At 67.6% G+C, this 21,318-nt stretch carries 17 protein-coding genes; 9 read left to right on the forward strand and 8 right to left on the reverse strand.

Features of this window, described 5'->3' with window-relative positions:
- Positions 1–89 precede the first annotated feature (89 nt).
- Positions 90–830, reverse strand: a complete 741-nt coding sequence (locus J5837_RS10765; protein ID WP_210536740.1) for an SIMPL domain-containing protein — start codon at positions 828–830, stop codon at positions 90–92.
- Between the two features lie 152 nt (positions 831–982).
- Here J5837_RS10765 and J5837_RS10770 point away from each other — a divergent pair, with 152 nt between their 5' ends.
- From J5837_RS10770 to tldD, 4 genes are all read left to right on the forward strand, one after another.
- Positions 983–1,549 carry a Maf family protein gene (locus J5837_RS10770; protein ID WP_210536741.1) on the forward strand — a complete coding sequence of 189 codons (567 nt, stop codon included), beginning with the start codon at positions 983–985 and terminating at the stop codon, positions 1,547–1,549.
- A gap of 133 nt (positions 1,550–1,682) precedes the next feature.
- On the forward strand, positions 1,683–3,182 hold the full coding sequence (gene rng / locus J5837_RS10775; RefSeq protein WP_210536742.1) for a ribonuclease G: 1,500 nt from the start codon (positions 1,683–1,685) through the stop codon (positions 3,180–3,182).
- A 381-nt stretch (positions 3,183–3,563) separates the two neighbouring features.
- Positions 3,564–7,388: a YhdP family protein gene (locus J5837_RS10780; RefSeq protein ID WP_210536743.1), complete on the forward strand. Its 3,825-nt coding sequence runs from the start codon at positions 3,564–3,566 to the stop codon at positions 7,386–7,388.
- A 228-nt stretch (positions 7,389–7,616) separates the two neighbouring features.
- A complete protein-coding gene (tldD, locus tag J5837_RS10785) occupies positions 7,617–9,062 on the forward strand; it encodes a metalloprotease TldD (RefSeq protein ID WP_210536744.1) in 1,446 nt (481 codons plus the stop codon).
- 137 nt (positions 9,063–9,199) lie between these two features.
- On the opposite strand, the gene yjgA is transcribed toward tldD, so the two are convergent.
- Positions 9,200–9,766: a ribosome biogenesis factor YjgA gene (gene yjgA, locus J5837_RS10790; RefSeq protein ID WP_210536745.1), complete on the reverse strand. Its 567-nt coding sequence runs from the start codon at positions 9,764–9,766 to the stop codon at positions 9,200–9,202.
- A 17-nt stretch (positions 9,767–9,783) separates the two neighbouring features.
- Here yjgA and pmbA point away from each other — a divergent pair, with 17 nt between their 5' ends.
- The 4 genes from pmbA (at position 9,784) to J5837_RS10810 (ending at position 14,268) form a co-directional block, all read left to right on the forward strand.
- On the forward strand, positions 9,784–11,169 hold the full coding sequence (gene pmbA / locus J5837_RS10795; RefSeq protein WP_210536746.1) for a metalloprotease PmbA: 1,386 nt from the start codon (positions 9,784–9,786) through the stop codon (positions 11,167–11,169).
- 77 nt (positions 11,170–11,246) lie between these two features.
- Positions 11,247–11,624 carry a DUF4870 domain-containing protein gene (locus J5837_RS10800; RefSeq protein WP_210536747.1) on the forward strand — a complete coding sequence of 126 codons (378 nt, stop codon included), beginning with the start codon at positions 11,247–11,249 and terminating at the stop codon, positions 11,622–11,624.
- A gap of 123 nt (positions 11,625–11,747) precedes the next feature.
- Positions 11,748–13,136, forward strand: a complete 1,389-nt coding sequence (locus tag J5837_RS10805; RefSeq protein WP_210536748.1) for a DUF1800 domain-containing protein — start codon at positions 11,748–11,750, stop codon at positions 13,134–13,136.
- A gap of 1 nt (position 13,137) precedes the next feature.
- Entirely contained in the window at positions 13,138–14,268 is a 1,131-nt protein-coding gene (locus J5837_RS10810; RefSeq protein ID WP_210536749.1) for a DUF1501 domain-containing protein, read from the forward strand.
- A gap of 6 nt (positions 14,269–14,274) precedes the next feature.
- Here J5837_RS10810 and J5837_RS10815 read toward each other — a convergent pair whose 3' ends face one another.
- From J5837_RS10815 to tilS, 3 genes are read right to left on the reverse strand one after another with little or no spacing between them, the layout of a single operon-like run.
- Complete coding sequence (locus tag J5837_RS10815) at positions 14,275–15,153, reverse strand: polyprenyl synthetase family protein (RefSeq protein WP_210536750.1); 879 nt, start codon at positions 15,151–15,153, stop codon at positions 14,275–14,277.
- Positions 15,143–15,403, reverse strand: coding sequence for an exodeoxyribonuclease VII small subunit (locus tag J5837_RS10820; protein ID WP_210536751.1), 261 nt, complete (start codon positions 15,401–15,403; stop codon positions 15,143–15,145). Before J5837_RS10820 ends, J5837_RS10815 begins: the two co-directional genes overlap by 11 nt.
- Before the next feature lie 9 nt (positions 15,404–15,412).
- Positions 15,413–16,726 (reverse strand): tRNA lysidine(34) synthetase TilS, encoded by a 1,314-nt coding sequence (gene tilS / locus J5837_RS10825; RefSeq protein WP_210536752.1) that lies wholly within the window; start codon positions 16,724–16,726, stop codon positions 15,413–15,415.
- A 93-nt stretch (positions 16,727–16,819) separates the two neighbouring features.
- Between tilS and lepB the strand changes: the two genes are divergently transcribed.
- Positions 16,820–17,368: a signal peptidase I gene (gene lepB / locus J5837_RS10830; protein ID WP_210536753.1), complete on the forward strand. Its 549-nt coding sequence runs from the start codon at positions 16,820–16,822 to the stop codon at positions 17,366–17,368.
- A 44-nt stretch (positions 17,369–17,412) separates the two neighbouring features.
- On the opposite strand, the gene J5837_RS10835 is transcribed toward lepB, so the two are convergent.
- The 3 genes from J5837_RS10835 to J5837_RS10845 all read right to left on the reverse strand — a co-directional run bounded on the left by J5837_RS10835 (position 17,413) and on the right by J5837_RS10845 (position 21,247).
- Positions 17,413–18,156 (reverse strand): tetratricopeptide repeat protein, encoded by a 744-nt coding sequence (locus J5837_RS10835; RefSeq protein WP_210536754.1) that lies wholly within the window; start codon positions 18,154–18,156, stop codon positions 17,413–17,415.
- A 24-nt stretch (positions 18,157–18,180) separates the two neighbouring features.
- On the reverse strand, positions 18,181–19,161 hold the full coding sequence (locus J5837_RS10840) for an acetyl-CoA carboxylase carboxyltransferase subunit alpha (protein WP_342345530.1): 981 nt from the start codon (positions 19,159–19,161) through the stop codon (positions 18,181–18,183).
- A gap of 163 nt (positions 19,162–19,324) precedes the next feature.
- Positions 19,325–21,247: a M61 family metallopeptidase gene (locus J5837_RS10845; RefSeq protein ID WP_210536756.1), complete on the reverse strand. Its 1,923-nt coding sequence runs from the start codon at positions 21,245–21,247 to the stop codon at positions 19,325–19,327.
- Positions 21,248–21,318: the final 71 nt, after the last annotated feature.

A 21,318-nucleotide genomic window follows, 5' to 3' on the forward strand; every position in this document is an offset into this window, starting at 1 on the left:
ATTCGACGGTGCCCCAAACCCTGCGTGCAGCAGCCGAAAACGAAAACAGGGCCGAAGCCCTGTTTTCGTCGCGGACGAATCGCCAATGGTTACTTGCCCAGTTCGAACACCACGTCCAGGCTGACCGAGAGGGTGGTTTCGCCCGGCGACACCGAAGTCTCCTTGGCCATGCCGGCGTCGGCGGCCATCGCCCGCATCATCGGCATCGGCGGGGGGAAGCCGCCGTTGCCGCCTTCGTTGATGCTGACGATGCGGCGCACGCGCAGGCCCAGCGCCTTGGCGTAGGTTTCGGCGCGCGCCTGGGCCTTCTTCAGCGCGGCCAGGCGGGCCTCGTCTCGGACCGGCTCGGGCTGGTCGATTTCGAAGCTGGGGCCGTTGATCTGGTTGGCGCCGACCGCGGCCAGTGCATCCAGCACCTTGCCGAGCCGGGTCAGGTCGCGCACCTTCAGGTTGACCGTGTTGTTGGCCTGGTAGCCGGTGATCTGCGGGGCCTGGTTCTCGGCGTACTTGTATTGCGGGAACAGGTTGATGCCGCTGGTCTGGATGTCCTTCTCGGCGATCCCGGCGGCGCGAATCGCGGCCATCACCTTGTCCATCTGCTCGGCGTTCTGGCGCATCGCCGCGTTGCCGTCGGCGGCCTGGGTGACCACGCCGGCCGAGATGGTCGCCACGTCGGGCACGCGCTTGGCCTCGGCCTGGGCCGACACGTTGAGCAGGGTGCCGTCTCCGGGAATGGCGTAGCCGGGAGCGGTCTGGGCGCAGCTGGTCATCACGGGGACTCCGAGGGCGAGGGACAGGGCGAGCAGGGAACGGGATAGGACATGGCGCATGGTTTCCTCCTTGGTGGGCGCGGCACGGGTGCCGACGATACGCGAACGGGACGGTTCGGGCGTATGAACGCGCTGTGAGCCGGGCCGGGGTTCGGCGTTCCCGGCCCGGGTTTGCGGCCATTCAGTCAGGTGACGCGGGTTATCCTTCTCCGATGTTGCACCTCGCTTCCCAATCCCCGCGCCGCGCCGAGCTGCTGACCCGTCTCGGCCTGGACTTCGGCCGCATCGATCTGGACATCCCCGAGCACCGCCAGCCGAACGAGTCGGCCGAGGAATACGTGCGCCGCGTGGCCCGCGAGAAGGCGGGGGCCGGCCTGCTGAAGGTGATCGCCGTGCCCGGCGCGGTCGTCCTGGGCGCCGATACCGAGGTGGTGCTGGACGACGAGGTATTCGGCAAGCCCGCCGACGAGGCCGATGCCGCGGCGATGCTGCGCCGGCTGTCCGGACGGACCCATCGGGTGATTTCGGCCGTGTCGGTGGTCAGCGCCGCGCGCGAAGCGCAGGCGGTGTCGGTTTCCGAAGTGAGCTTCGCCGAGCTGTCCGATGCCGACATCGCTGCCTACCTCGCCAGCGGCGAGGCGATGGGCAAGGCCGGCGCCTATGCGATCCAGGGCCGCGCCGAACAATACGTGACCCGGCTGTCCGGAAGTTTTTCCGGGGTGATGGGCCTGCCGTTGCACGAGACGGCGGGGTTGCTGCGCCAGTTCGGGGTGTTGTGAAGAGGCAGCAACCTTCTTTGGACACGGATCAACGCGGAAAAGGCGGATAGAGCAGAAACAATGAAAAAGTCACTTCCACAAATCGCTCCATCCGCGTTCATCCGCGTCGATCCGCGTCCAGAAGCCTTTCGCCATGTCTGAAGAAATCCTGGTCAACGTCACCCCGCGCGAAACCCGCGTGGCCGTGGTCGAGAGCGGCATGCTGCAGGAACTGCACATCGAACGCGGCTGGCGCCGTGGCGTGGTCGGCAACCTGTACAAGGGCAAGGTGCAGCGGGTGATGCCCGGCATGCAGGCGGCCTTCGTCGACGTGGGGCTGGAGCGCGCGGCGTTCCTGCATGCCAACGACATCGTCCGCGCCGCGGCCGTGGCCGCGGTCGATCCCGAGGCGGCCGGCGACGACGTGCCGGCGCCGGCGCCGAGCAGCGTGCCGATCATGGACCTGCTGCGCGACGGCCAGGAAGTGGTCGTGCAGGTGGTCAAGGACCCGATCGGCAGCAAGGGCGCGCGCCTGACCACCCAGGTCAGCATTCCGTCGCGCTACCTGGTGCTGTTGCCGCAGTCGCGGCAGATCGGCGTGTCGGCGCGGATCGAGGACGAGGCCGAACGCGCGCGCCTGAAAACCCTGGTTTCCGAGCTTTCCGCCCAGCACGGCGGTTACGGCTACATCGTCCGCACCAACGCCGAAGGCCAGCCGGCCGAAGCGCTGGCCGAGGACATCGCCTACCTGTCGCGGGTGTGGAACGCGGTCGAACGGCGCGGCCGCGAGGCGCCGGTGCAGACCTGCATCTACGAGGACCTGAGCCTGCCGCTGCGTTCTGTGCGCGACCTGATCCGCAAGGACGTGGACAAGGTCAAGGTCGATTCGAAGGAAACCTACGCGCAGTTGCAGGCCTTCGTCGCCAAGTACATGCCGGTGCTGGCCGAGAAGATCGAGTTGTACACCGGCGACCGCCCGATCTTCGACCTGTACGGGGTCGAGGACGAGATCGGCCGCGCGCTGGACAAGGAAGTGCCGCTGAAATCCGGCGGCTACCTGGTGATCGACCAGACCGAGTCGATGACCACGGTCGACGTCAACACCGGTTCGTTCCTCGGCCAACGCAACCTCGAGGAAACGGTCTATCGCACCAACCTGGAGGCCGCGCAGGCGGTGGCCCGGCAACTGCGCCTGCGCAACCTCGGCGGCATCATCATCATCGACTTCATCGACATGAACGATGCCGAACACAAGCGCCAGGTGCTGCGCACGCTGGAGAAGTCGCTGGCGAAGGACCATGCCAAGACCACGGTGTACGACTTCTCGCCGCTGGGACTGGTCGAGATGACCCGCAAGCGCACGGTGGAAAGCCTGGAGCGGCAGTTGTGCGAGCCCTGCCACGAGTGCGGCGGGCGCGGCACGCTGAAGACCACGGAGACGGTGACTTACGAGATCTTCCGCGAGATCACGCGGGCGGTGCGCCAGTTCGAGGCGGGGCGCCTGCTGGTGATCGCGTCGCCGAAGGTGGTGGCGCGGATCACCGACGAGGAGTCGCCGGCGGTGGCGGAGCTGGAGGAGTTCCTCGGCAAGTCGATCCGTTTCCAGGCCGATGAGCAGTACCTGCAGGAGCAGTTCGATGTGGTCCTGCTCTGATGCTTTAGCTCTTGCTCGTCATGACCCGACATGCGTCGGTTGGAAGCCCCGCGAAGGCGGGAATCCATGGACGTTGCCTTTAGAAGCATTTAGCGCTCCCGCGCGAGTTACTTTCTTTGCTTGTGCAAAGAAAGTAACCAAAGAAGGCACATCCTGCCTCGCGCCCTTCGCTGCGCGAAGGGTCCGCGGAGCCGGCAGGAATTTCCGGAAGCAACATCCTGTTGCTCCGGAAACGGCGCACATCCCTGTGCGCCGCTCCTACGGGGTTTACCTGCCGTCTCCGCCGCTGCGGACGGCGCATCAGAAAGCAACCGCAACGACAACAGCCGAAGCGTTCCACTCCGTTCCTTTCGTTCCTCGTTTCTCGTTCCTGGCTCGCTGATGCCCACCTCCTTGCACCATCGTCTTCGCATGGCCCGTCGTGGTATCGGCTACGCCGTCGCCATCGTGCTGGTGTGCATGGCGTTGGCCCTGGGCGTCGCCACGCAGGTGTTGCCGCTGGCCGAGCGCCATCCCGAGCGGATCGCGGCGTGGTTGAGCGAGCGCGCGGGGCGGCCCGTGGCGTTCGATCATGTCGAGACTTCATGGACACGGCGTGGGCCGCTGCTGCGCCTCGACGGACTGCGCATCGGCGAAGGCGAGGGTGTGCGCATCGGACAGGCCGAAGTGCTGGTATCGATGTACGCGGGCTTGCTGCCCGGCCATTCCTTCACCGAACTGCGCCTGCGCGGCCTGTCGCTGACCCTGCAGCGCGCCGATGATGGCACGTGGTCGGTGCGCGGCTTGCCGGGCCAGCAGACCGGGGGTGATCCGCTGGGGAGCCTGGAAGGCCTGGGCGAGTTGCAGGTGATCGACGGGCGGCTCGCGATCGTCGCGCCTTCGCTGGGCTGGAAAGTGCAATTGCCGCACATCGACCTGCGCCTTCGCGTGGATGGCGACCACGTGCGTGCGGGCACCCGCATCCGCGCGCGCGATGGCGGCGAGCCCATAAACGTCGCCGTCGATTTCGACCGCAAGCGCGGCGACGGCCGCGCCTACCTGCGCGCCGAGCCGGCCAACCTCGCCGACTGGTCGCCGCTGCTGCGCTACGCGGGGACGCGCATCGATGCCGGGCAGGGGCGCGTCGAAGCCTGGGTAGACCTGCACCGCCATCGCGTGATCATGGCGACCAACCGCCTGCAATTGCGCCAGGTCGCGTTGAGCGGCGAAGCGCCCTCCGCGGGTGCCGCGCGGCCGCAGGTTCGGTTCGAACAGGTCGAAGGCCTGCTGCGCTGGCGCCTGCGTGCCGGTGGCTGGCGGCTGGATGCACCGACGTTGCGCGTGGGCACGCGTGCGCAGCCGCAGAAGCTCGACGGCCTGCTGCTCGCTGGCGGCAACGAATACGCGGTACAGGCCCGGCAGCTGGAAGCCGCGCCATTGTTGTCGGTGCTGGCGCTGAGCGACCGGCTGGATCCCGGCCTGCGCCATTGGCTGGCGCGCGCGCGGCCCGACTTGCGCGTTTCCAAGCTGGCGCTGTTCGGCCGGCGCGGCGGCCGAATGCGCGCGCAAGGCCATCTCGACGGCGTGCGTTTCGCCGCGGCCGGCCACGCTCCCGGCCTGGACGGGCTGGCCGGCGATTTCACCGGCGACGCCGAAGGTTTCGCCCTGACCCTGGATCGACATGCGCGCGCGCGTTTCGACTGGCCCAGTGGCTTCGGCGTGGTCCACGACCTGAAACTGGACGGCCGTATTGCTGGCTGGCGCGAAGGCGCGGGCTGGCGCGTCGGCACGCCCGCTTTGCGTGTCGATGGCGGCGACTACACGGCCAACGTGCGCGGCGGGCTGTGGTTCCAGAACGACGGCACGCGACCGTGGATCGACCTGGCCGCCGACCTCGGTCCCGCCCCGGTGCCGGTGGCGAAGAAGTTCTGGGTGCGCTACCAGATGTCGAAGGCGGCAGTTGGCTGGCTCGACTCGGCGTTGCAGGGCGGCACGGTGCTCGATGGCCATGCCATCGCCTCGGGCGACCTCGACGACTGGCCGTTCAAGCACGAGAACGGCCGCTTCGAAGCGACCGGGCACATCGTCGGCGGCTTGATCAAGTTCAGCCCCGAATGGCCGGCGGTGGATCGCCTCGATGCCGACGTCGCCTTCATCGCCAACGGTTTTTCGTTGCAGGGCCGCGGCGCGCTGGCCGGCGTCGAGATCGGCAAGTTCGAAGCCGGCATCGCCGATTTCGCCGAATCCAACCTGGTGGTGAAGGCCGACGGCGCCTCGGGCGCCGACAAGCTGCTGGCGATGCTGCGGCAAAGCCCCTTGCAGAAGGAACACGGCGAAACCCTGGCCAACCTCGGCGCCAGCGGACCGGCGCGTGCCAGCTTCGACCTGCTGCAGCCGCTGCGTCGCGAGAACGCGGCGGCGAAGCGCATGCACGGCAAGGTCGAATTGCAGGGCGTGAAGCTGACCGACAAGCGTTTCAATCTCGCCTTCGACGACGTGCGCGGCACCGCGGACTACGACGACCACGGCTTCACCGCGGAGAAGCTCGCGGTGGTGCACGACGGATTGCCGGGCACGCTGTCGCTGCGCGCCGGCGGCGGGGTTCGCGATCCGAACCAGGTGTTCGAAGCGGAAATGGCTGCGAACATGGCCGCAGGCGCCTTGCTCGACCGCGCACCGGAGCTGGCGTGGCTCAAGCCGTATGTCGAAGGCCGTTCGCAATGGGCGGTCGGCGTGGCGATCCCGAAAGGCAGCGGCGCGAACGCGGCGCCGACCCGGTTGCGCCTGCGTTCCGACCTTGTCGGTACCGCCCTGAAGCTGCCTGCGCCGCTGGACAAGCCGGCGGCACAGGCGCTGGCCACGACGATCAACGCGCCGTTGCCGTTGGGCAGCGGCATGGTCGATGTCGCATTCGGCAAGCTGGTCGCGCTGCGCGCGCGCAGCAGCGGCAACCAGACCGGCGTGCGCGTGGCGCTGGGTAGCGACAGCGTCGATGGCGCGCCGCCTGCCTCGGGACTGGTCGTCGGCGGGCGTACCGCGACGCTCGATGCCATCGACTGGATCGCGCTGACCTCACGCGACGATGGCGGCGAAGACAAATTGCCGTTGCGCCGCATCGACGTCACGGCCGACCACCTGCGCCTGCTGGGCAGCGATTTCCCGGCCACGCGGATGCAGCTGGCGCCTGCCGGCGGCGCGGTGGCGGTGACGCTCGAGGGCAATGCGCTGGCCGGTGCGGTGATGGTGCCGAAGGCGAAGGGCGCGGCCATCGCCGGCAGGCTGTCGCGCTTCCATTGGCGTGCGATCGCAAGGCCGGCCGGCACGGCCGCGCCGGGCGCCGCGCCTGCGGCCTCGCCGACCGACGATTTCGATCCCGCATCGATTCCGCCGCTGACCCTGGACGTGGACGACCTGCGTTTCGCCGATGCGAAGCTCGGCGCGGCGAAGCTGCGCACCCAACCGGTCGCCGGCGGGCTGCGCATCGATCAACTGCAATTGCGCGCGCCGAAACAGAAGATCGACATCGTCGGCGACTGGCTCGGTCGCGGTGTTGCGGCACGCACCCGGCTCAACGCCAGCGTCGACAGCCAGGATTTCGGGGGCTTGCTCGACGACCTCGGCATGAAGGGGCGCATCCGGGGCGGCGACGGACAGGTGAAACTGGATGCCGCATGGGCCGGCAGCCCGGCTGGGTTCGCGTTGGCCAATGTGCAGGGCGGGATGAAGGCTTCGATCCACAATGGCCAGTTGCTGGAAGTGGATCCCGGCGCGGGTCGCGTGCTCGGCCTGCTCAGCATCGCCCAGTTGCCGCGACGCCTGATGTTCGATTTCCGCGATTTCTTCAACAAGGGCTTCGGCTTCAACCGCATCGAAGGCAACGTCGCCATCGGTAGCGGCGTCGCCCATACCGACGACATGCTGATCGACGGCCCGGCCGCCGAAATCAAGATCCGCGGCAACACCGACCTGCGTGCGCAGCAGTTCGACCAGACCATCGATGTGCGGCCGAAGTCCGGCAACCTGCTGACCGTGGTCGGCGCGGTCGCCGGCGGCCCGATCGGCGCCGCCGTCGGCGCGGCTGCGAACGCGGTGCTGGGCAAGCCGCTGGGCGGCGTCGGCGCCAAGACCTACCGGGTGACCGGGCCGTGGAAGGAGCCCAAGGTGGAAGTCATCACCCGCGAGCAGTCGCGGGCGGACAACGCGCGGTCGGGCGACGGTGCGCCCTAGCTTTTTTCCTTCTCCCTCCGGGAGAAGGTGCCCGCAGAGCCTGCCCCGTACTTGATACGAGGGCGGATGAGGGCAGCAGCTGCAAGCGCCAGGCCGGCTGCATGACGAGCGAGTCTCCTTCCCTCATCCGTCGCTACGCGCCACCCTCAGCCGCTTGAGGCGGCTTCGATCACGGAGGGAGAAGGAAAAACGGTTGCCTTTATCGACTTTGACCCCAAACATGAGCCCATGACCACCACCTCGCTGACCCTCGCCGAAACCCGCCTCCTGCTGCCCGCCGGGCTGGACCAAACCGGCCTCGATCGCGCCTTCGGTGCGCTGCTCGGCCCCGGCATCGACTTCGGCGACCTGTATTTCCAGCACGCACGGCGCGAGAGCTGGACGGTCGAGGATGGCATCGTCAAGGACGGCGCGCATTCCATCGAACAGGGCGTCGGCGTCCGCGCGATTTCCGGCGAGAAGACCGGCTTCGCCTATTCCGACGACATCAATGCGCCGGCGCTGCTGGCCGCCGCCGGTTCGGCGCGCGCCATCGCCCGCGACGGCGCCTCGCATGCGCCGCGCGCGCTGGTGCGCGGCAACGGCCGCCAGTTGTATGCGGGCACCGATCCGATCGATGCGATGGACAACGACGCCAAGGTCGAGGCGCTGCGCGCGGTCGACCGCTATGTGCGTGCCGCCGATCCGCGCGTGCAGCAGGTGACGGTCAGCCTGTCCGGCGGCCTCGACACCGTGCTGGTCGCGCGCAGCGACGGCGTGCTCGCCGCCGACGTGCGCCCGCTGGTGCGGCTCAACGTGCAGGTGATCGTCGAACAGAACGGCCGCCGCGAATCCGGCTATGCCGGCATGGGCGGGCGCTATTCGTACGCCGAGCTTTTCGCCAACGGCAAGCCGGAGGAACTGGCGCGCGAAGCCTTGCGTCAGGCGCTGGTCAATCTCGACGCGGTCGATGCGCCCGCCGGGGTGATGCCGGTGGTGCTCGGCTCGGGCTGGCCCGGCGTGCTGCTGCACGAAGCGGTCGGCCATGGGCTGGAAGGCGACTTCAACCGCAAGGGCACTTCGACCTATGCGGGCCGGATCGGCCAGCGCGTCGCGGCGCCCGGCGTGACCATCGTCGACGACGGCACCCTGCCAGGGCGGCGCGGTTCGTTGAACATCGACGACGAAGGTACGCCGACGAATTGCACGACGCTGATCGAGGACGGCGTGCTGGTCGGTTACATGCAGGACACGCTCAATGCGCGCCTGATGGGCATGGCGCCGACCGGCAACGGTCGCCGCGAATCGTTCGCCCACCTGCCGATGCCGCGCATGACCAACACCTACATGCTGGCGGGTACCCACGATCCCGAGGAAATGATCCGTTCGGTGAAGAAGGGCCTGTACGCCGTGAATTTCGGCGGCGGGCAGGTCGACATCACGTCAGGCAAGTACGTGTTCTCGGCGACCGAGGCTTACCTGATCGAAGACGGCAAGATCACCGCGCCGGTCAAGGGCGCCACGCTGATCGGCAACGGCCCGGAAACGATGCAGAAGGTGAAGATGGTCGGCCACGACTTGGCCTTGGATGCCGGGGTCGGCGTGTGCGGCAAGGACGGACAGAGCGTGCCGGTCGGCGTCGGGCAGCCGTCGCTGCTGATCGAAGGTTTGACGGTGGGCGGGACGAAGGCTTGAAGAATTCCGCCTTCGCTCGTCATCCCGGCGAAAGCCGGGACCCAGCTTCTGCTGTTGCTTTTGCGGAAGTGAAAACCAAGAGCTGGGTCCCGGCTTTACCAGCCATTTGGCTGTTGAAAGCCGCCGGGATGACGAGATCAGGTTTCGTCGTCGCTCTCTTCCGACCCGTCGGGCGTTTCGTCTTCGCTCGACAACAGCAAGGCCCTCACTTCCCGGAACAACTCCCGGAACGCGCGCGGCGGTTTGTTCTTCGCCCGTTCGTCGTGCGCATTGCGCACCAGCTGGCGCAGCTTCTGCCGGTCGGCCGTAGGGAATTCGTCCAGCAACTCGGCCAGCGCGGCGTCCCCGTCGTCCAGCAGGCGTTCGCGCCAGCGTTCGGCCTGGTGCAGTTGCGCGGCTTCGCGGCGGGCCATTTCGCCGCCTTCGTCCAGCGCATCGTGGATGGCCTGCAACACCTCGTCGTCCTCGCGACGCATCTGCTTGGCCAGGTATTGCAACTGGCGCTTGTGCGCGATGTGCGAGGTGATGCGCTGGGTTTCGTGGATGTGCGGCAACAGCGATTCGGGAATCGGCAGGCGCAGCAGTTGCGCCGGCGGCAGGGCCACCAGCTTCTCGGCCAGGCTGCGCACCTCCAGCGCTTCGACGCGCTGCTGGGTGCGGCTGGGGCTATAGAATTCGCCGGTTTCCGGGTCGCGTCCTCGCATGGCAATAGGATAAGGCATTGAACGCAATCGTTACCCCCCATTCCGTCGGTTCCGACGACAGCCTGCAGCGGCTCGACCGGCTGGCCGAACTGAGCCAGCGCCTGCTGGCCGCGGCGCAACGCCGCGGCGCCTCGCAGGCCGAGGTCAGCTGCAGCGAAGAGCGCGGCCTGAACGTCAACGTGCGCATGGGCGAAGTGGAGACCGTGGAATCCACCCGCGACCGCGGCATCGCCGTCACCGTGTACTTCGGCCAGCGCAAGGGCAGCGCCAGCACCGCCGACCTGCGCGAGGAAAGCCTCGAGGCCACGGTCGAGCAGGCCTGCGCCATCGCCCGCTACACCGAGGACGACGACGCGGCCGGCCTGGCCGACGCGGCCCTGATGGCGCGCGCACCGGCAGGCGGCGCGTTTCCCGAATTCGACCAGTGGCACCCGTGGGCGCTGGACGCCGATCGCGCCATCGACCTGGCCCTGGCCTGCGAACGCTCGGGCCGCGACAGCGACGCGCGCATCGCCAATTCCGACGGCGCTTCGGTCGGCAGCGGCGAGAGCCTCGCGGTGTACGCCAACTCCCACGGCTTCGTCGGCCGCGAGCGCAGCAGCCAGCATTCCATTGGCTGCGCATTGATCGCGGGGCAGGGCGACGCGATGCAGCGCGATGGCTGGTACAGCATCGGCCTGGCCGAAGCGGACCTCGAAGACCCGGCCGCCATCGGCCGTCGCGCCGCCGAACGCACGGTGGCGCGCCTGCAGCCGCGTTCCGTCGCCACCGGCGAATACCCGGTGCTGTTCTCCGCGGAAATGGCCCGTTCGCTGATCGGCCACCTGCTCGGTGCGGTCTCCGGCGGCGCGTTGTACCGCAAGGCCAGCTTCCTGCTCGACCACGCCGGCAGGCAGGTGTTCCCGGAATGGTTCGCGATCGACGAGCGACCACACCTGAGCCATGGCCTGCGTTCGGCCGCGTTCGACGCCGAAGGCGTGGCCACGCGCGAATCGGCGCTGGTCGAAGGTGGCGTGCTGCAACGCTACGTGCTGGGCAGCTACTCCGCGCGCAAGCTGGGCCTGCAGACGACGGCGAACGCGGGCGGCGTGCACAACCTGGCGGTAAAGGCCAACGCCGGCGGTTTCGACGAACTGCTGCGCGGCATGGGCCGCGGTCTGCTGGTCACCGAGCTGATGGGGCAGGGCGTGAACCCGGTCACGGGCGATTACTCCCGCGGCGCGGCCGGTTTCTGGATCGAGGATGGCGCCATCGCCCATCCGGTGGACGAGATCACCGTCGCCGGCAACTTGAAGGATGTCTTCGCGCGCATCGAAGCCGTCGGCAGCGACGTCGACCGGCGTTCGCACATCGGCGTGGGTTCGATCCTGATCGGCGGGATGACCGTCGCCGGAACCGAATGACGTTATGATCGGCGGCAGGACGGCACGCGCCGTTCCCGGACCGGTTGTTCCATCCACCCAAGCATAAGGAAATATCGATGAGCGAATTCGACAACGTGACCGCACCGCCGCCGCCGCCGTCCAGCGAGGCGCCGCAGGAAGACCGCACCATCGCGCTGCTCACCCACCTGTCCGGCATCATCGCCGGCTTCATCGTCCCCCTGATCATCTGGCTGATCAACAAGGACAAGACGGACAAGTCGTGGTTGAACGATCAGTCGAAGGAAGCGCTCAATTTCCAGATCACCATCGCCATCGCCTATGTCGCCTGCATCGTGTTGTCGGTCATCGTGATCGGCGGACTGTTGATGCCCATCGTGTGGATCGTGAACCTGATCTTCTGCATCTTGGCCGGCGTCAAGGCCAATGCTGGCGAAGCTTACCGCTATCCGTTCGCGCTGCGCCTGATCAAGTAACCGCGCGCATTCAGCGATGCGAAGAAACCCGGCGCAAGCCGGGTTTCTTTTTTCCACATCGCCACGTCAACCGAGCCCGCGCCGATGCGTTGCCATCCCCGGCAGCAGCAAAGGAGCAAGGCAATGTCCGCACGCGAAGCCGCCAGCGCAGCCAACCGTTTCGGCATCGGCGCCCGTCCCGGCGAATTGGCCGGCATCGACGATCCGCGCGCCTGGTTGAAAGCGCAATTGCGCGGCGATGCCGGTGCGTCGCGCTTCGCGGACCTGCCTGCCAGCCTGGACTACCTGCGTCGCGAGAACGAGTTCTACCTGCAGCGACGCGAACGCAAGCGGGCCGGCGATCCGGCGCTCAAGCCGGGCCCGCTGTACCGGCGCGCGCTGATGCAGGAACTGGGCCGGCGCGCCCAGGTCGCGGTGGCCAGCGAGGCGGGTTTCGTGGAGCGCCTGGTGCGATTCTGGTCGAACCACTTCGCCATCTCCGTCGACAAGCGTCCGGCGGCGCTGTACGCCGCGCCGATGGAACGCGAAGTGATCCGGCCGCATCTGTTCGGACGTTTCTCCGACCTGCTGCTCGCGGTGGAAACGCATCCGGGCATGTTGCGCTACCTCGACAATGTGCGTTCGGTCGGCGTGGATTCGCCGCTGGCGATGCGCGCGCGGCGGCGCGGCGGCGCGCAACGGCGCGAGCCCGGGTTGAACGAGAACCTGGCGCGCGAGATCCTCGAACTGCACACCCTCGGCGTCGATGGCGGATACGCCCAGGACGACGTGCTCGAACTGGCGCGCGCCATCACCGGCTGGGGCGTGCCGCTGCCGCGCGATTGGCAACGCGGAACGCCCGACTCGGCATTCCTGTTCCGTCCCGCCGCACATGAAGGCGGCGCACGGCGCGTGCTGGACCGGCGCTATGCCGAAGCGGGAGAAGCGCAAGGCCGCGCGATCCTCGCCGATCTGGCTGTGCATCCGGCCACCGCGCGGCACGTCTGCCTGAAGCTGGCCCGGCACTTCGTCGCCGACCGGCCGCCGCAGGCGTTGGTCGAGCGCATGGCCTCGGCATGGCGTTCGAGCGAAGGGAATCTGCCGGAGGTGTACCGTGCATTGGTCGAAAGCGAAGAAGCGTGGTCGCCGGGGGCGCGCAAGTTCAAGACGCCGGACGACTTCCTGCTTTCGGCGCTGCGGGCCGCCGGCTCTGCCTCGATCGGCACGCCGCAACGCCAGTACGATCTGTTGAACCGGATGGGCCAGCCGCCGTTCACGCCGCGTTCCCCGGCCGGTTTCGCGGACGAGGTCGCGGAATGGAGCGGTGCGGATGCGTTGTGGAAACGCGTGCAGGCCGCGCAATTGCTGGCCGATGCCGCGCAGCAGGCACGCATCGATCCATCGGCGACCGCACGCGAAGCCTTCGCCGGCACGCTGGACGAGGAAACCGCGACCGCCTTGCGTTGCGCCGAATCGCCGCGCGACGGCCTGGCCCTGCTGTTCGCCAGTCCCGCTTTCCAGTGGAGGATCTGAGATGAAGCTGAGTCGTCGCGGTTTTCTCGGCGCCGCGGGCGCGTTAACGGCCTTGACCCTGTGGCCGGGCGGTGCCCGGGCGACGCAGGGCGATGCGCGGTTGCTGGTGGTGTTGCTGCGGGGCGGCGTCGATGGCTTGCACGTGTTGGCACCAAACGGTGACGCGAATTACCGACGCCTGCGCGGCGCATTGGCACCGGAAGACGCGACGCCGCTCGCCGAAGGTTTCGCCCTGCATCCCTCGCTGGGTTTCGCTCGCGAGTTGTACGCGCAACGGCAACTGCTGCCGGTGGTGGCGATCGCGCCGCCCTACCGCCAGCGTTCGCATTTCGAGGCGCAGGACTGCCTGGAGAACGGTACCGCCAGCGCCAGCGGCGCGTCCTCCGGCTGGCTGAACCGCTGCGTGGCCGCGTTGCGCGGCGAGGAAGCGCTGGCGATCAGTGCGGTGATGCCGCTGATCATGCGCGGCACCGGCGCGGCGACCACCTGGTCGCCGCCGCTGCCCGACGAAGTCAATCCGATCCTGTTGCAACGCCTGCAGCCGCTGTATGCGGCCGACCGCGAACTGGGCGAAGCCTTCCAGCGCGCGCTGCAGACCGGCGATGCGACGATGGCCGCTGGCGCCGGCGGGCGCCTGCCGAATGCGATGCGGGCCGCGGCGAAGTTCATGTCGGCCGGCGACGGGCCGCGCATCGGCTTCGTCGAGGATTCGGGCTGGGATACCCACAGCAACCAGGCCGCGGTGTTGAAGCGGAAACTCGGCGAGCTGGATGCGGGCCTGCGCGCATTCGAGGAAGCCGCGAAGGGCGTGTGGAATCGCAGCGTAGTCGTCGTGGTCAGCGAGTTCGGTCGCACGGCCGCGGCCAACGGCACCGGCGGAACCGATCACGGCACCGGGGGGCTGGCGTTGCTGGCCGGCGGGTCGGTGCGTGGTGGACGCGTCGCCGGCGACTGGCCGGGACTGGCGCCCAGCCAGCTCAACGAGGGCCGCGACCTGCGCGCGACCAGCGACCTGCGCGGCCTGTTCAAGGGCGTTCTGGCCGGACACTTGCATGTGGCGGAAGCGGCGCTGGAAACCTCGGTGTTCCCGGAAAGCCGCGATGTTCCGGCGATGACCGGCTTGGTGGCCTGAGCCGGCTCAGTGGTCGCGTTCGACCGCCAACCGGCCCAGCGCGGCCAGCGGCTCCGCCCTGTCGCCGAAGCCGTGCAGCGCTTCGCGCATGGCCTCGGCGAGTTCGCCGAGCTTCGCCTTCGCCCCGGGCATGCCTAGCAGGGCGGGATAGGTCGACTTGGCCTGCGCTTCGTCCTTGCCGGCGGTCTTGCCGAGCTTCTCCGAACTGGATTCGACGTCGAGGATGTCGTCGCGTACCTGGAAGGCCAGACCCAGTGCGGTAGCGAACATATCGAGGGAGGCCAGTTCGTTTTCCGAAGCGCCGCCGCCCAGCGCGCCCAGGCGCACCGCGGCGCGGATCAGCGCACCGGTCTTCAGCGCGTGCATGCGTTGCAGTTCGTCCAGCGTCTGCAGCCGGCCGGTGGCATCGATGTCCAGCGCCTGGCCACCGCACATGCCGCCCGCGCCGCTGGCATCGGCCAAGGTGCGCAACCAGTCCACGCGCAATTGCGCTGGCGCGTCGGCGGCGGCGAGGATTTCGAATGCGCGCGTCTGCAATGCGTCGCCCGCAAGGATCGCGGTCGCTTCGTCGAAGGCGATGTGCACGGTCGGGCGGCCACGGCGCAGGTCGTCATCGTCCATCGCCGGCAGGTCGTCGTGGACCAGCGAGTAGGCGTGGATCAGTTCCACCGCGGCGGCGGGCGGATCCAGCAGGGCTTCGTCCGCGTCGAACAGCGTGCCCGAGGCGTACACCAGCAGCGGACGCATGCGCTTGCCGCCGCCGAGCGACGCGTGGCGCATCGCCGCGTGCAGGCGCTGCGGCGCGGTTTCCGCGGAAGGCAATGCGCGTTCGAGCGCGATTTCGACCCGCTGCGCCCAGCGGGCGAACAGGGCGTCAGTCGGCATCGGGCAGCGGCGCGAAGGTTTCGGCGTTATCCGGTTGCTCCGGATCGCTGAGGAGGCGGACGCGCAGCTCGGCCTGTTCCAGCGCGGACTGGCATTGCCGGTACAGGCCGACGCCGCGCTCGTACGCGGCCAGCGAATCCTCCAGGCTCATCTCGCCGTGTTCCATCTTCTCGACCAGTTGCTCGAGTTCTTCCAGCGACTGCTCGAAAAGGGCGACCGGCGAGGCTTCGGGGGCGTTTTTCTTGGCCATGCAGCGAGTTTACTCGAATGGAAACGACACCGTTTTTTGTGGGGGCGGTGCCCAAACCAGGCGGGCCCCGTGTTCGCGCAGCCAAGCGTCGAAGCCGGCCGAATACGCCAGGTCGCCCGCGGCCAGCAGTTCGCCCGCGGGCGTGGACAGCAGCGGCAGGACATCGCGCGTCCATGGCGGCACGCCGAGATCGAGCAGCACGTTCTTCAGCGTGGTCGAATGCCTGCGGCCGGGCAGGACGATGCGCTCGCCGCCCGCACGCGCATGCGCCTGAACGGGCGAAGGCAGGGCATTGGCGCCTTCGAGCGACAAGGTACTGCCTTCGGGCAACACCAACGGCAGGCGGCCGTCCCAGTCCTGCCGCCACGCGGCTGGCAATGCGGGATGCAGGACCGAGGCGTGCAACAGGTCGCGCCAGCGCCGGATCGTGGCGCCATGCCAATCGAAACGCGCTTCGGCGTCCGCGCGCGCCGGCAGCAATTCTGTTTCGATCCGGGCCAGGCCTTCGGCCGGCAACGGCGGCAGGCCGAGCCGGCGGATCCAGCGTCGCAACACGCGCGAGCGACGTGGCGCCGGCAAGGCGAGCAATGCGGAAACAGACAGCGTGCGTGCATCGAGCGTTGCCGCCGTGGCCAACGCGTGCGCGTCTTCTTCAGCCAATAATCCGGAGGCTTCGGCGCTGAGCTCCGCGCTCCGGGCGAAGGCGGCATCGGCGTGCGGCCAGCGTTCGCGCAGCAGCGGCAGCACGCGCTGGCGCAGGAAATTGCGGTCGAAGTCGGCGTCCGCATTGCTCGGGTCTTCGATCCAGTCGAGGTCGTGCCGTTCCGCATAGGCGAGCAGCGCCGAACGCGGCGTTCGCAACAAGGGCCGCCAGTGCCAGCCGTGCGCGAACGCTCGCCAGTCGCGCATCGCCGCGAGCCCGTCAGGGCCGGAAGCGCGCAAGGCACGCAGCAGGAAGGTTTCGGCCTGGTCGTCGCGATGGTGCGCGGTGACCAGGACTTCGCCAGGCGCCAGCATGTCGCGGATCGCGGCGTAGCGCGCCTGCCGCGCGGCGGCTTCGAGGCCCTCGCCGCTGTCGCGGGCCACGTCGACGCGGACCACGTGCAATGTCACGCCCAGCGTGTCGCAGAAACGCTGGCAATGCGTGGCCCATGCATCCGCCTGCGCGTGCAGCCCGTGATGGACGTGCACCGCGTGCAGGTTGTTGCCGTGGAACGAAGGATCGCTCGCCAGCCGATGCAGCAATGCCGTCGAATCCAAGCCCCCGCTGAAGGCGAGCAGCAACGGGGCGTGGTGGTGTTCGGCCGGCAGGGGCAGGAGCATGCGGAAAGTCTAGCCGGTCAGCGAACGACGCCAAAATGGACGAATCCGGCATCCGTCCGGCATGCTATCGGGGATAGAGCGAAGGGGGACGCGATGTCGAATTTCCGGCGATGGATGGTCAGGTCATTGGTCGCGCTGATGGTGGGGATTCCGCTGACGGTGGTCAGTCTCTATGTCGTCAATCCGTTCGGCGCGCAGTCGAAAGATCCGCGACAGCGGATTGTCGGATACGCGCCATACCGTATCGTTTCGGAATCCATGCTACCCACGTTGAGACCAGGGCAGATCGTGATCATGCGTGCGGGCTACTACCGGAAGCATCCGGTGCTACGAGGCGATGTGGTCGTCTATTTGAATCCCGAGAATCGGGACCCATGGATCCATCGCATCGTCGGAATGCCGGGGGAAACGATCGCCATCGTGGATGGCGAGTTGAAGGTGAATGGTCGCCTGTTGCTTGAGCATTATGTGGAGCCGGCATACACGACCAGTGACTATTCATGGGAAATGCCGATGGTGCGCATTCCGGAGGGTCACTACTTCTTGCTGGGCGACAACCGGGACAACAGCATGGATAGCCGCATGCTGGGTGCAATACCCCTTGCGGACCTAAATGGGAAGGTCACGAAAGTACTGAAGTAGGCCCATACGGCCTTCAGGCTACGCCCTGCCCATCAACGCCGGGATCAAAGCCTCGCCAGTTCCTGACGCGCTGTCTCGATCCAGTCGCGTTGCTCGCGCTGGTAGTACTTGGGCGAAGCCGCAGAGCGGGTCAGGATTTCCCGGAAGATCTCCGCTGCCTTGCGCGAATCGCCGGTGCGCTTGAGCAACAGGCCGTAGCGCACGCGCGCTTCCTCGCCGGGATAGCCCTGGACGACGGCTTCGTACTCGTGCAGCGCCGCTGCGGCATCGCCGATGTCCTCGACGGTCCTCGCGTAGAGCAGGTGGCCTTCCTTGGAGCGGAAGTCCGGGTTCGCGGCAATCAACGCATCCAGCGTGTTCCGCGCCTGTTGCGGCTGGCCCATGCCGAACTGGGCCTTGGCCAAACCCAGCATCAGGTTGGGGTCGGTGGCATACAGGCCCTTCAGCGATCCTTGGTACAACTCGGCAGCACGCTGGTAATCGCCGTGGCGCAGGCTTTCGGCAGCCAGCTCGCGGCGGTTCGCCTGCGTGTCCGACAACTGCAGGTTGATCTCGGCGCGGCGTTTGTCGCGGCTCGGGTCGATCACGTCGCGCACCTTGCGCGCGACCTTGCGCGAGCCGGGGCCGTTGCGCAGGTCGGGCAGGACTTCGGCGATGAAATAGATCAGCACCGCGATGTAGGAGAAGAACAGCAGGATGAACAGCCAGTAGATCGGCCGGCCGCTGCGGACGACGTGCACGCCGCAGGCGATCTGCAAGGCGATCGAGAGAAGGATGATCGGGCTCATCGGTCGTCCTTGCCTGAGCGGGGTTTACGCGGTTTCGTAAGCGCCGTAGCCACGCAGGCGCCGATAACGTCCCGCCAGCAGTTCGTCCACGGACAATTTGTCCAGCTCGTCGAGCTGGTTCAGCAGCACCGCCTTCAGGCGCGTGGCCATCTGTTTCGGATTGCGGTGCGCGCCGCCGATGGGTTCGCGCACGACCTTGTCGACCAGGCCCAGGCCCTTCAGGCGCGAAGCGGTCAGTCCCAGCTGTTCGGCCGCGTCCTTGGCCTTGCCGGCGTCCTTCCACAGGATCGACGCGCAGCCTTCCGGCGAGATGACCGAGTAGGTGCTGTATTCCAGCATGACCGTGCGGTCGCCGACCCCGATCGCCAGCGCGCCGCCGCTGCCGCCTTCGCCGATCACCGTGCAGATCACCGGCACCTTCAGCTCGGCCATTTCCATCAGGTTGCGGGCGATGGCCTCCGACTGGCCGCGTTCCTCGGCATCGATGCCCGGCCATGCGCCGGCGGTGTCGATGAAGGTCAGCAGCGGCAGTTTGAAGCGCTCGGCCATCTTCATCAGGCGCAACGCCTTGCGATAGCCTTCGGGGCGCGGCATGCCGAAGTTGCGCTGGATCTTTTCCTTGGTGGAACGGCCCTTCTGGTGCCCGATCACAACGACCGGGCGGCCGTCGATGCGGGCCAGGCCACCGACGATGGCCTGGTCATTGGCGAAGGCACGGTCGCCGGCCAGTTCCTGGAACTCGTCGCAGATCGCCTGCAGGTAGTCCAGCGTGTACGGCCGCATCGGGTGGCGGGCCAGTTGCGACACCTGCCACGGGCTAAGGTCGCGGAAGATGTGCGCGGTGCGCACCCGCAGCTTGTCCTGCAAGGCGTGGATTTCCTTGTCCACGTCCAGCGCCGGACCGGCGCTGGCGCTGCGCAATTCCTGGATCTTGGCTTCCAGGTCGGCGATGGGTTGTTCGAAATCCAGGTAATTCGGGTTCATTCGGCAAGTACTTGGCCGCAAAGCAGGCAGTTTAGCCGATGCAGGCGCTGGAACCCGTACGCGTGGGTAGGGCGAGTGAGGGAGCGGCTTTTTGTGGGAGCGGCCTTGGCCGCGAATGCTTTCTGAAGGCCCAACCGAAGAGCATTCGCGGCCAAGGCCGCTCCCACAGGCGGCTACCGCAAGATCACTTGCGCGCCGTGAAGATCGGGGTCAGGTAGTCCGGCTTGCCCTCGATGCGCTCCAGGTGCGGATAGCGCAGGCCGCCGTGGTAGTCGATCGGGATGCGGCGGTAACGGTCGAATTCCTTGACCATCAGCACGATCGGCTGCTTGCCGGTCTTCGCGGCCTTGACCGCCTCTTCCAGCGCTTCCTTGTCGTACTCCACGTCGTCGACCGCGACGATCTGGGTGCCGCTGCCGATGCCTGCATTGAACGCCGGGCTGTCCCAGCGTACGTCCGAGACCTTGCCGTCCTTGCCGATGCTCAGGCCCAGCGAATAGACGAAATCGGCCGTGCCGGCGCCGCGGCCGCCCTTGGACTGCGCCTTGGCATAGGCGTTGGGTTCGTCCTTGTAGACCAGCTTCCAGCCGCTGGCCTCGACGCCGCCGGTCAAGCCGGTCTTGCCGTCGAGGCGATCGCGCAGGAAGATGGCCCAGTCGTTCGCGACGACGCCGTTGAGGGTGGCGACCACGTCCTCGAAGGTGTAGGTGTTCGGCGATTCCCACTTGCCGTCGTCGACGCCGAAGAAGGCCTTGGCGAAGTCGTCGAGCGATTTCTTGCCGCCGGTCTTCGCGCGGATCAGCGCGTCGGCTTCCAGCCAGATCATCTGGCCGGCGCTGTAGTAGTCCTCGCTCATCTGGTAGTTGCGGTACGCGCGCGGCGCGCGGCTGGCGATGATCGGGTCGTTGGTGGTGTCCTGCACGTTGCGCCAGGTCAGTCCGGGGCGGTTGTCGGCGTAGGTTGCGGCGACCAGCGCCAGCGCGTCGCGCGACGCGTCCAGCGGGCGCATGCCGCTGCGCGCGGCCAGCACGTTGCCCCAGTACTGGGTCTGGCCTTCGTAGACCCACAACAGGCTGTCCTGCATCGGCACGTTGAGGTTCGGCGTCCACAGGTCCTTGCCGCGGCGGTACTTGCCGTTCCACGAGTGGGTGTATTCGTGCGCGAGCAGGTCGGAGAAGCCGGCCTTCTCGTTCCAGCCGGTGAAATAGTCGGTGCCCACGCCGTTTTCGCTGCTGCGCTGGTGCTCCAGGCCGTTGCCGCTCATCTGGTCGGACAGCGAGAACAGGAACTGGTAGTGGTCGTAGTGCTGCGCGCCGTACAGCTTCAGCGCCTGCTCGACCATGGTCTTGTGGATCTTGATCTGTTCGGGCTTGGCTTCGAGGTACTTGGGCGCGTCGGCGACCACGCCCAGCTTCACCGGCACCTTGCTGCCGGCCGGGGTCAGGTCGATCTGCTTGGCGTAGCGGCCGGCGAAGATCGGCGAGTCGACGTAGGTGTCGAAGGACACGTCCTGGTAGTCGACGGTATCGCCGTTGCGGCCCTGTTCGTGCATCGCGGTGAACGCGGTCCAGCCGGCGGGATAGGTGATGCGCGGGTCGAACATGATCCTGCTGCCGTAATGCCCCGCCGGGTACAGCACGGCGGCGATGGTCTTCAGGTTCAGCATGTTCGGAGCCATCGCCACGCCGCCCTGCGAACTGTCGGTGGGCGTCAGGTAATCGAACTCGGCGGTGATTTCGTTCACGCCCTGCGGCACGACGAGGTGGAAGGCGTTGACGTCGAGGGTGTCGCGCTTCCATTCCAGCTTCTGGCCGCCGGCCTTGGACGTTCCTGTGTAAAACCGGATGCCGGCGATCTTGTCGATCGGGTTGCGCGGCGTGTGGCCGCCCGGGACCCACTTGGGATACAGCAGGGTCAGCTCGCCCGGCGCGACCGGGATGGTTTCCTTCACCCGGAAGATGCGCTGCGACAGGTTGGTGGCGTCGATCTCGATCCGGATCGTGCCCGGCGCGTACGGCACGTCCTGCGGCGCCGGTATTTCGGCCTGGGCGGCGAATGGCAGGGACAGGGCGGCGAACAGTGCGCAGGCGAGGCGGGACGGGGTCATCGGCGGCTCCGGGACGGTAATGCGGAATTCAGCAGTTTCGGCCGCAGGGGCATCGGCCTGCCTGTGCCGAT

Origin of the sequence: Pseudoxanthomonas helianthi (assembly GCF_017939625.1) — a bacterium.
GTDB classification, from domain to species: domain Bacteria; phylum Pseudomonadota; class Gammaproteobacteria; order Xanthomonadales; family Xanthomonadaceae; genus Pseudoxanthomonas_A; species Pseudoxanthomonas_A helianthi.